At 64.5% G+C, this 8,150-nt stretch carries 9 protein-coding genes; 4 read left to right on the top strand and 5 right to left on the bottom strand.

The window, feature by feature from the left end; translation table 11 throughout:
* Window positions 1-923, bottom strand: a 923-nt coding sequence (locus VGE27_RS10125; protein ID WP_331049532.1) for a serine/threonine-protein kinase, incomplete at its 3' end; no start/stop codon positions are given.
* 81 nt (window positions 924-1,004) lie between these two features.
* Between VGE27_RS10125 and VGE27_RS10120 the strand changes: the two genes are divergently transcribed.
* Window positions 1,005-1,802 (top strand): exodeoxyribonuclease III, encoded by a 798-nt coding sequence (locus VGE27_RS10120; protein WP_331049531.1) that lies wholly within the window; start codon window positions 1,005-1,007, stop codon window positions 1,800-1,802.
* A 31-nt stretch (window positions 1,803-1,833) separates the two neighbouring features.
* Here the strand turns inward: VGE27_RS10120 and VGE27_RS10115 are convergent, their stop codons facing one another.
* Window positions 1,834-2,883, bottom strand: a complete 1,050-nt coding sequence (locus VGE27_RS10115) for a nitronate monooxygenase (protein WP_331049530.1) — start codon at window positions 2,881-2,883, stop codon at window positions 1,834-1,836.
* A gap of 196 nt (window positions 2,884-3,079) precedes the next feature.
* Between VGE27_RS10115 and VGE27_RS10110 the strand changes: the two genes are divergently transcribed.
* From VGE27_RS10110 to VGE27_RS10100, 3 genes are all read left to right on the top strand, one after another.
* Window positions 3,080-3,853 carry a DUF481 domain-containing protein gene (locus VGE27_RS10110; RefSeq protein ID WP_331049529.1) on the top strand — a complete coding sequence of 258 codons (774 nt, stop codon included), beginning with the start codon at window positions 3,080-3,082 and terminating at the stop codon, window positions 3,851-3,853.
* Window positions 3,854-3,992: 139 nt separating this feature from the next.
* Window positions 3,993-4,478, top strand: a complete 486-nt coding sequence (locus VGE27_RS10105; protein WP_331049528.1) for a ferritin — start codon at window positions 3,993-3,995, stop codon at window positions 4,476-4,478.
* Window positions 4,479-4,491: 13 nt separating this feature from the next.
* Complete coding sequence (locus VGE27_RS10100) at window positions 4,492-4,764, top strand: hypothetical protein (protein WP_331049527.1); 273 nt, start codon at window positions 4,492-4,494, stop codon at window positions 4,762-4,764.
* A 60-nt stretch (window positions 4,765-4,824) separates the two neighbouring features.
* On the opposite strand, the gene VGE27_RS10095 is transcribed toward VGE27_RS10100, so the two are convergent.
* Genes VGE27_RS10095 through VGE27_RS10085 form a run of 3 tightly spaced genes read right to left on the bottom strand, consistent with a single transcriptional unit; the run spans window position 4,825 to window position 7,832 of the window.
* Window positions 4,825-6,258, bottom strand: a complete 1,434-nt coding sequence (locus VGE27_RS10095) for a serine hydrolase (RefSeq protein ID WP_331049526.1) — start codon at window positions 6,256-6,258, stop codon at window positions 4,825-4,827.
* Window positions 6,259-6,291: 33 nt separating this feature from the next.
* Window positions 6,292-7,017 carry a DUF2071 domain-containing protein gene (locus VGE27_RS10090; protein ID WP_331049525.1) on the bottom strand — a complete coding sequence of 242 codons (726 nt, stop codon included), beginning with the start codon at window positions 7,015-7,017 and terminating at the stop codon, window positions 6,292-6,294.
* Complete coding sequence (locus VGE27_RS10085; protein WP_331049524.1) at window positions 7,014-7,832, bottom strand: YybH family protein; 819 nt, start codon at window positions 7,830-7,832, stop codon at window positions 7,014-7,016. Before VGE27_RS10085 ends, VGE27_RS10090 begins: the two co-directional genes overlap by 4 nt.
* Between the last annotated feature and the right edge of the window lie 318 nt (window positions 7,833-8,150).

Genomic DNA, 8,150 nt, shown 5'->3' with positions numbered 1-8,150 from the left:
AATGACGGCGACAGGGATGGCCGTGCCTGCACCACCGGTGCCAGCGCCGATGCGAGCGACTCGGCGTCGGGAAACCGATCGGATGCGCGTTGCGCCAGACAGCGATCGATGGTGGCACCCAATGACGCGGGAAGTCCGGGTGCTGCCCGCATGACACTGGGTGCGGGCTCGGTGGCCTGCTTCAGTACCAGTGCGTGCAGCGAGGAAGACTCGAACGGCAACCGGCCACTCACCGCCAGATAGCCCACCACACCCAGGGCATAGAGATCGCTGCGCCCGTCCACCGAGGCGTTGGCCGCCTGTTCGGGGCTCATGAAGTGCGCGGTACCGGCGATCTTCTGCGTATCGGCCTCTCCGCCATCATATGCGACGCCCACCTGCGCGATGCCAAAGTCGGTCACCAGGGCGCGCCCCGTGCCGGCCTCGAGCAGGATGTTGTCAGGCTTCACGTCGCGGTGCACCACACCACGCCCATGCGCATAGGCCAGCGCCCACGCCACTTCCCGCAGCAATCGGCTGGCATCGGCCGGCGAGAGCGGACCGGTGCGACGCAGGCGTTCTCCCAGCGTCTCGCCATCCACGTACGCCATCACGAAGAAGACAAAACCGCCCGCCTCACCCACCCGGTGGATGGGCACGATGTGCGGATGGGACAGCCCGGCCGCCGTGCGCGCCTCGCGCAGGAACCGGTCACGCGATCCCGATGCGAGCGCAACATCGGGCGGCAGCACCTTGATGGCCACATCACGATCGAGGTGCACATCGCGCGCCAGATAGACCACACCCATACCACCACGACCAAGCTCGCGCTGCAGGGAGTACTCGCCTGCCAGCGCACCCTGCAACGTGAGGAATTCCTGCGAGGGATGATTCACCACCGGAATCTGCATCAGGCCCGCGCACAGGTCGAGACAATCACCCACTGGCGGACCGCCGGCCGTGACGACTAGCTCTCAGGCATCCCCGCGCGATACGTCCCTCCGCATTGCCTTGAAGATCCTGCCATGAAGATCTACTCCTGGAACGTGAACGGTCTTCGGGCCGTGCTGAAAAAGGGCCTGTTCCTGCCGTTCATCGAAGCCCACAAGCCGGACGTTCTCTGCCTGCAGGAGACCAAGTCCGAGCGCGAACAGGTCGAGGTGGACCTGGCCGGCTACCACGAGTACTGGAACTCAGCCGTCACCAAGGGCTACTCGGGCACCGCGATCTTCAGTCGCACCGAACCGCTCTCGGTGACCAACGGTTTCCCCAAGGCCATCACCAAGAAGTACACGCTCGTCGATGACGCGGGCCGCGACAGTGAGACCGAAGGGCGCGTGATCACGGCGGAGTTCGAGAAGTGCTACGTGGTCACGGTGTACACGCCCAATGCGAAGGACGACCTGAGTCGCCTGCCGCTGCGTTCGCAGCACTGGGACGCAGCCTTTCTCGCGCATTGCAAGGCACTCGAGAAGAAGAAGCCCGTGGTGTTCTGCGGCGACCTGAATGTCGCCCACACCGAACTCGATCTCGCCAATCCCAAGCCCAACAAGGGGCGCAAAGGGTTCACGGTCGAGGAGCGCGCCGGCTTCCAGTCTTTCCTCGACGCCGGCTTCGTGGACACGCTGCGCATCTTTCGTGAAGGCAACGGCCACTACACCTGGTGGAGCCACTTCGCCAACTCACGGGCACGGAACGTGGGCTGGAGAATCGACTACGTGCTCGTCTCGTCGTCGCTACAGCAGCACGTGAAAGCGGCAGACATTCATGCCGATGTCATGGGCAGCGATCATTGCCCGGTGAGCATCACGCTCGATATCTGAGCCACGCGCAGCACCGCACCCACGGCGCCGCTCACGCGTACAGCAGCGCCGTGGCGAGATCCATCACGATGGCCATCGCCGGCATCTCCCGGCATCCACTGGCATTCTGGCCGGCCCACAGTGGCGAGAAGTCCCCACTCCCCTCACGCTCGGCCGCCGCACGCAGCGGCGTGATCGCCGCGGTGGCCAGTGGAAACGCTGGCGCCATCGCGCTGAGCGGCCCCACCTCACGCACCAGTCGGTTCACGATGCTGCGCGCGGGGCGTCCGGTGAACACGTTGGTCATGGCCGTGACGCGCGCCGCATCACTCACCAGCGCCGCACGATGCACCACACTGGTGGTGGCTTCCGGGCAGAGCAGGAACGTCGTGCCCAACTGCGCCCCGGAGGCTCCGAGGGCAAGCGCCGCGGCAATACCGCGTGCATCGGCAATGCCGCCGGCCGCGATGACGGGCACATTCACCGCGCGCACGACCTGCGGCACGAGTGCCATCGTCCCCATTTGCGCCTGCAGGTCATCGGACAGGAAGTGACCGCGATGACCGCCCGCTTCCGTGCCCTGTGCGATGATGGCATCGGCGCCGTGCGCTTCCAGCCAACGGGCTTCGTCAACCGTAGTGGCCGTCGACAGGATCTTCGCCCCCCAGCCGTGCACCCGCTGCACCAGGGCCGCTGACGGCAGACCGAAATGGAAGCTCACCACTGGCGGCCGGAACTCCTCCAGCACGTCGGCAATGTCATCGCTGAACGGCAGGCGGCCGGGGCCACTGGGAATGCCCGCCATGTCGACGCCCAGCTCCGTGAAATACGGCGCCAGCGTCTCGCGCCAGCGCGCATCGCGATCAATGTCGGCCGGCGGCGTTGCATGGCAGAAGAAGTTGACGTTGTACGGCCTGTCGGTGGCCGCACGAATGGCCATCAGCTCGTGTCGCAGTGCATCGGCGCCAAGCAACGCGCCCGGAAGGGACCCCAGCGCACCGACGGTGGAGACGGCCACGGCCAGTGCACTGCCCTGCACACCGGCCATGGGTGCCTGGATGATGGGCAATTCAACGCCGAGCAGTTCCCGGAGGCGGTTCATGGCAGTACCGATTGATGTGCAGATGTATGATCGAACGCGCGCGTGCACCACAACATGGCGCGCGCTGGAATGGGCTCCAACGCCTGATGGCGGTGTATGGGCCCGCGTGACTTCTACCTCTCTCAATCTGATGACTCCATCGCGACCCGCGCCACGGACTGTCCGAGTCCCGAGACCAGGCCTGCTGTGGCTGACGGTGACCGTCCTGGTGCCGACCGTGCTGCTGCCGACGGGCCTGTGTGCGCAGAGTCCACCACCATCGTCCTGGCGTCGCAGCGTGGAGGCCAGTGGTTCGTTGCTGTATGGCGCGGCCAGCCAACGCGTGCTCAACGGCATGTTCTCCGCGAGCAGTGAGACAGCCCGCCGACAATTGCGTGGTGATGTGCAGTCGGGCTATGGCGATGCGGTTGATCAGGTCAGCGGAGAACGTCGCGTGATCGTGCGAAACACACGCGGCACGTTCGGCGTGGACCTGACGCCCCGAGCACTGGTCAGCCCGTTTGCGTTTGGTCTTGCTGAAACCAGTCTGCAACAGCGCCTCGCGTCACGCTTCTCTGCCGGTGCGGGTGCCAAGCTCACCGTGTGGCGCCCCGATTCGATTCGTGGCGGCTTTCAGGAGGACGGCAGCATAAGCCTGGCCATGCTCGGTGAAGAGACACGCGGCATTCGCATCAACGACACCACACCGGCCGCCGGCACAGGCACGCGTTACCGGTGGTCACTGCGTGCCCGCTATCGCACGCGCATCGGCGAGTCGTTGCGGTTCTCGCACCTCACGCTGTACCAGCCCACGATTGACCGGGCCGCACGCTACACGATGGAGAGCACCACCACACTGGCCGTACCACTACGCTCGGCCATCGAACTCACGTTCACCCATCGTGAGCGACTCGACAGCGAGGCCAGGGACCGTGGCGCGCCCAGCAACCGCGACGGCCAGATGCTCTTCGGACTCCGCGCCACCTTCTAGTCGGGAATCGTTCTCAAGCATACATCGCCGATAGCGATTCTCATCAATCTGTATTGCCCGGAGCACCGCTTGCTTCGTACGCAAGTCGGGATAGACTGCGAGTATATCCCGTTCAACATTTCGTCTTGCAGGAGTCTTTATGCTGATCAGCGCGACGCTGGCTCAGGCTCTCAATACCCAGATCGGCAACGAATTCGGAGCGAGTCTCCAGTACTACGCCATCGGGGCGCATTTCCATCGCATCCATCTCGCGCAGTTGGCGAAGCTGTTCTTCAAGCAGGCCGACGAGGAGCGTGAGCACGCGCAGAAGTTGCTCCACTACGTCGTCGAAACCGGTGGTGAGCTGCGTCTGCCGCCAGTGAAGGAACCGGTGCACACGTTTGCATCGGCCGAAGAAGCGCTGCAGGCCGCACTCAACTGGGAAGTTGAGGTGACCGGTCAGATCAAGCGCCTCATGGATCTCGCGGCGAGCGAAAGCGATTATCTCGCGCAGAACTTCCTGCAGTGGTTCGTCGACGAGCAGCTCGAGGAAGTGACCAAGATGACGCGACTGCTTGGTGTGGTGCGCATGGCCGGCGAGCGCAATCTGCTCTCGGTGGAAGCGTACCTCGTGCACGGCGGCTGATCGGAGGTCGCGGATGTCGATGGCATTTTTGCGGGACGATGCGGAAGGGGAGATGCCCCGCCGCAATTACGACCTGCCGGACCGTGAGGATCCCGATTTCGATCGGGCGGCCGCGCGGGCTCTGCTCGAAGCGGCACGCGTCGGCGAGACACAACTCGCCGAACGTGCGACCGGATACTACTGGGGCGAACCGCAACTGCGACCCTACGTAGAGGTCATGCTGGTAGAGGCAGAAAAGGCCGGTGATGACCGGCTCGAGCAGGTGGCCAGAAGGTTTCTGGCATGAAACAAAGGCCCGGCGGTGCATTGTGCATCGCCGGGCCTTTTGTCTGTGCGCCACCCGGCGTCAGGGGCCCGGCAGGAAGGCCGGCAGCAGCACGCCCGCCATCATCGTGTTTACTGGCGATTCGACATTGAAGGCGCCGCCCGTGAATACCACCACGAGATCCAATGACGGCACGATGTACACCTTCTGCCCGCCGTTGCCGGAGAACATGATCGTCTCCACCCGCTGCGAACCGTTCGCCTTCGGCACGTTGTACCAACGGTGCCACACAGCGAGACCGTAGTCGCTGTCGTCCACGCGAGAGTGTTTCGCCGTCATCGCATCGATCCACGTTTCGCTGAGCACCTGACGTCCCTGCCAGCGGCCGCGCTGAAGCACCAGCACGCCCAACTTGAGCATGTCGCGCGGGCGGAGATACACCTGGCCAAAATCGTTTCGCTGGCTGCGGTCGAGCTCGAACGTCCAGCGCCACTGGGTTGGCTTGATTCCCAACGGCGTGAAAAGCACCTCGTTGGCAAGGCGAGGCAAATGTTTGCCGGTTGCACGCTCCACCATGCGCCCTGCGGTGAGAATACCGAACGAACAGTACCGACCCACGGTGCCCGGTTCGGCAATCATCGGCAGATCCACAAAGGCGCGGGGCCAGTCGGCACTTTCGTACAGCTTGGTTTCATTGCCCGGCGAGGCACCATCATGATCGTCGCAGGCCAACCCCGACTGGTTGGTGAGCAGATCCTGCAGGGTGATCCGTGCTTTGCGGGGATCGGGATTGGCCGTCGTCTGATATCCCAGCCGATCCAGCATGCGATCGTCGAGCGCGCTCATGCGACGATCCACCGCCGCACCGGTGGTCATCGCCACCACACTCTTGGTGAGGGAGCGCATCTGATGCGGTCGATCGCGATCATAGCCGTAGAAATATTCGTCCAATACCAACACGCCCTTGTGATACACGAGCAGGGCGCGCACATCAGGGTAGACGCCATCAATGACACCATCGACGAGCCGCGCCGCGACCTCGCAGGGCAAGGTGGCACGACCCGGCGTCGCGACCCGCAGGCCATCGGCGGCGTTGGCGGGAGCCGCGCAGCGATAGCGTGGCAGTGAGCCGTCGACAGGCACCGTCCGCGCCTGCAGCAGTCCGCGTACCTCGCGCGGCACAGTGGCACTGAGCCGAGTGAACGTATCACCGCGCTCCCGAAAGGCCGTCACCCGCCCAGTGGCATCGCGCAGGAACGGAATGCGGTCTCCACTGCCATTCATGAACGTATCAACGGCAACAGCACGAAGCGGATACTTCGCTTCGTCGAGCACGGCCACCACGCGACCGCGGTCTGCCACAATGGTGAGCGTATCGCCATCGCGATACTGGTATTGCCCCTCGTATCCGGCCAACTGCAGCGAGTCGGCGAGAGCGCTGCCGGTGCCCTGCGCGGACGCGGTGGCAGTGATCAGCAGTCCACTGAACGCAACAATGCCGGTCAGGAGTTGCATGCGTGTCCGGACAGCAGCTTGAATGAGCCCCACTCAGCGAGTGCCGTGCTGGAGGCGTTCCGGCTGGAACACCGTGATGGGAGATCCGACGGCCACGAACACGGAGTCGGCCTGACCATGCAGAATTTCACCGAACGCGTCGCCATACGTACGGCGCAGGTCGCCGTGCACTTCGAATGCGCCGTGGTCCCATACCTGCCAGCGGGGATGCTCCACGTGGTACTCCACGGTGCTGCCATCACGCTGCGGTGTGTAGCCCCAATAGTGCTCCGTGATGAACTCCGCCTTCGACCCGGGCACGAGAGCCTGTGGCAAGCCTGTCGTGTGCGCGGTGAACCCGGTCCAGGTGCCGGCCTCACGCCATTCATATCGCCACGCGTCCGCGGTACCCGCTGTACGGCGGCCATGTCGCATGGGCAGTGCCCGATACGGTTCGTTGTAGAGCGCGCGTGCCATCCACGCGATGGCATGTCGCGGCACCAGCTCCCGAATGAAGGCCACGCCACGCCGGGCACCATCGTGGGCTTCGCGGCGCACGTAGAAGCGGAGGTTCACTTCGAGAAAGTCCCGGTGCAGCGGCACGCTCACGCCGAGCACCCGCGTGGACACGAAGCGAAAACCGACAAGACTGGCCAGCGCGTCACCTTCCCACAGATCGAGCGTGGTGCCGCGTGGCACCAGCGGCTCGAGCATCGACGGCGGCACGCGGAAATTCGCTATCACCAGGTCACGCCACTCGGCGCGGAGAAAAGACCTCACCGGTCGATATCGAAACTCGGCAGCGCCGCACTCGTGCGGGCATAGGTGCCATCAGCCATCACGCCATGCCCGAACCCGCAGTCAGCGTCCGAGCCGTCCTGAGCGACCACGACGGTGTCCTTCTTGAACTGCATCCGCAACGCACACGGCTTCTGGAAGTCGGCGATCGACAGGACCGCACGTTCCTGCGCCACCCGCACCACGCCTTCGGCCATACCGCTGTTGTATGACGGGGCGCCGCGATTGCACTCGACCAGCAGCTGCGCGCTGTCACTGCCACGACGGGCCATCTTGAGCGTGCACCCGGCACCCTGTCCGGCCTCCCAGCCATAGGTGCCGGTCAGATCGTTGCCACTGCCGGTGGTTGGCAGTGCGCCACTGTCATGACTCCACGATTCGGCCGCGATGCGCCACTGTCCATCGATCTTCCGGTACACCGTGAGGTACTTCCCCGCCCCCGACGCGGCCATCGTCTGGCCCGTTTCGTACGCAACATCGCCGGAGGCCGCGATCACGAGTTCGGCCGCAGTAAAGGTTTCCTGCACAGGCTGGCCATTGGTGGCCGCGAAGTACGCATCGAGCGCCGTGCGCCCCCGCACCGTGACCTCGCCAGCCGGCTGGACGACCGCGCTGTCCGCGTAGAGCGCGGAGAGCGCCTTGGCATCGCCGGCCAGAAAGGCGGCCTGGTAGGCCGTCGACAATTTTTCGATCGCGGCGCGGTCTGCCGCACGATCCGGCACGTCTGCCGTACGACTGGACTGACACCCGGTCGCCAATAGACCGGTCAACGCCAACACCAAGGTAAAGCGAATCACCACGGGCTCCAGGAAGCGGTCTCTCCAAGGTACCCCGCAATGCGCGCCATGGCGCGAAACCGGTTGGCGGAAGAATCCCATGGCTGCGGAACGCCACAGCGAGTTCGGCAGGAAACTGTACCTCAAACGGTCGCCGAGCTCCGCCGGTGCGAGCTGAACGACTCGTCACTCAGGCGGACGTGCGCCTCCGACCACCCAACCCATTACCTGATCGGCTCGTTGTTCGATGGTGCCCCGCACGACGAGCACCGGCACTTCGAATCCCCATGTCTGCTCCACCACCATCTCCCGTAGCAGTCGATCCACCCGACGGCGCAG

Source organism: Gemmatimonas sp. (genome assembly GCF_036405635.1).
Lineage (GTDB): Bacteria > Gemmatimonadota > Gemmatimonadetes > Gemmatimonadales > Gemmatimonadaceae > Gemmatimonas.
This window is presented reverse-complemented; position numbering and strand designations above follow the sequence as displayed.

Excerpts from the sequence above, each read along its gene's own strand:
- VGE27_RS10120 (WP_331049531.1), top strand. The coding sequence starts at position 1,005 with ATGAAGATCTACTCCTGGAACGTGAACGGTCTTCGGGCCGTGCTGAAA.
- VGE27_RS10115 (WP_331049530.1), bottom strand. The coding sequence starts at position 2,883 with ATGAACCGCCTCCGGGAACTGCTCGGCGTTGAATTGCCCATCATCCAG.
- VGE27_RS10105 (WP_331049528.1), top strand. The coding sequence starts at position 3,993 with ATGCTGATCAGCGCGACGCTGGCTCAGGCTCTCAATACCCAGATCGGC.
- VGE27_RS10100 (WP_331049527.1), top strand. The coding sequence starts at position 4,492 with ATGTCGATGGCATTTTTGCGGGACGATGCGGAAGGGGAGATGCCCCGC.
- VGE27_RS10095 (WP_331049526.1), bottom strand. The coding sequence starts at position 6,258 with ATGCAACTCCTGACCGGCATTGTTGCGTTCAGTGGACTGCTGATCACT.